The sequence below is a fragment of the Arthrobacter sp. H14 genome (assembly GCF_000520495.1).
GTDB lineage: Bacteria > Actinomycetota > Actinomycetes > Actinomycetales > Micrococcaceae > Arthrobacter_C.
Genome location: NZ_KI914697.1, coordinates 38,530 through 40,081 on the forward strand (window position 1 = coordinate 38,530; position 1,552 = coordinate 40,081).

Genomic DNA, 1,552 nt, shown 5'->3' on the forward strand with positions numbered 1-1,552 from the left:
GCGGCTGCCGCAACTAAGGGAACCGGCCACTTTCAGCGGGTTCGGAGTGTTGTGTGATCTCATGGTTTTTATGGATTCCAATAAGTCCTCAAAAATCCCCAGTCTGGTGAATTGGGACCTTGCGGCCAATACGGCTGCCAAGCTCACCCCCGCCGGCCCGAAGATGACGTCCACGGAGATCAGCAGCGCCGTCGAAAACCTGCGTGAACTCGCCGACAAGTCCGTCGGGCACGTCCACGAGATCACCAAGCTCGACGCTGCCCGCGACCTGCGCGACTCGGAGTTGCTCGTGGTGGACCGCGCTTCCTGGGCCAAGGCCAGCAGTCAAAGCTTCCGTTCGCTGCTGCAGCCGACACTGGAGGAATTGGCCCGGACCCGCGCAGATCAGCTCACCGCTGCCACCGCCGCGCTCGGTGGAACGGTCACCGGCGCGCAGCTCGGCAGTATTCTCGCGTTCCTTTCCAGCAAGGTCCTCGGCCAGTACGATCCGTTCGCCACGTGGGGCGCGGACACCTCCACCGGAGCGCTTGGCACCGGGGGACGGTTGCTGCTGGTGGCTCCCAACATCATTTCGGTGGAGCGCGAGCTGAACGTGGAGCCGCAGGACTTCCGCCTTTGGGTCTGTCTCCATGAGCAGACGCACCGCGTGCAGTTTGCTGCCGCCCCGTGGCTCAAAGACCACATGCGGGAACAGATCGGCCTGCTCACGTCGGGTCTGATGGACAAGGCGGACACGCTGGCCGAGCGGCTGGCCGCAGCCGCGAAGAGTCTGGGCTGCGGCTGCCGCAACTAAGGGAACCGGCCACTTTCAGCGGGTTCGGAGTGTTGTGTGATCTCATGGTTTTTATGGATTCCAATAAGTCCTCAAAAATCCCCAGTCTGGTGAATTGGGACCTTGCGGCCAATACGGCTGCCAAGCTCACCCCCGCCGGCCCGAAGATGACGTCCACGGAGATCAGCAGCGCCGTCGAAAACCTGCGTGAACTCGCCGACAAGTCCGTCGGGCACGTCCACGAGATCACCAAGCTCGACGCTGCCCGCGACCTGCGCGACTCGGAGTTGCTCGTGGTGGACCGCGCTTCCTGGGCCAAGGCCAGCAGTCAAAGCTTCCGTTCGCTGCTGCAGCCGACACTGGAGGAATTGGCCCGGACCCGCGCAGATCAGCTCACCGCTGCCACCGCCGCGCTCGGTGGAACGGTCACCGGCGCGCAGCTCGGCAGTATTCTCGCGTTCCTTTCCAGCAAGGTCCTCGGCCAGTACGATCCGTTCGCCACGTGGGGCGCGGACACCTCCACCGGAGCGCTTGGCACCGGGGGACGGTTGCTGCTGGTGGCTCCCAACATCATTTCGGTGGAGCGCGAGCTGAACGTGGAGCCGCAGGACTTCCGCCTTTGGGTCTGTCTCCATGAGCAGACGCACCGCGTGCAGTTTGCTGCCGCCCCGTGGCTCAAAGACCACATGCGGGAACAGATCGGCCTGCTCACGTCGGGTCTGATGGACAAGGCGGACACGCTGGCCGAGCGGCTGGCCGCAGCCGCGAAGAGTCTGGGCA

1 protein-coding gene and 1 pseudogene are annotated in these 1,552 nt (G+C 64.2%); both read left to right on the forward strand.

The genetic code is table 11. The features are described from left to right. Positions 1-61: 61 nt before the first annotated feature. Positions 62-772 (forward strand): annotated as a pseudogene (locus Y707_RS27885) (zinc-dependent metalloprotease); the annotation flags it as partial. 65 nt (positions 773-837) lie between these two features. Then, the coding region (locus tag Y707_RS30200) for an Rv3626c family coenzyme F420 biosynthesis-associated protein (RefSeq protein WP_442853314.1) at positions 838-1,552 on the forward strand (715 nt) is incomplete at its 3' end.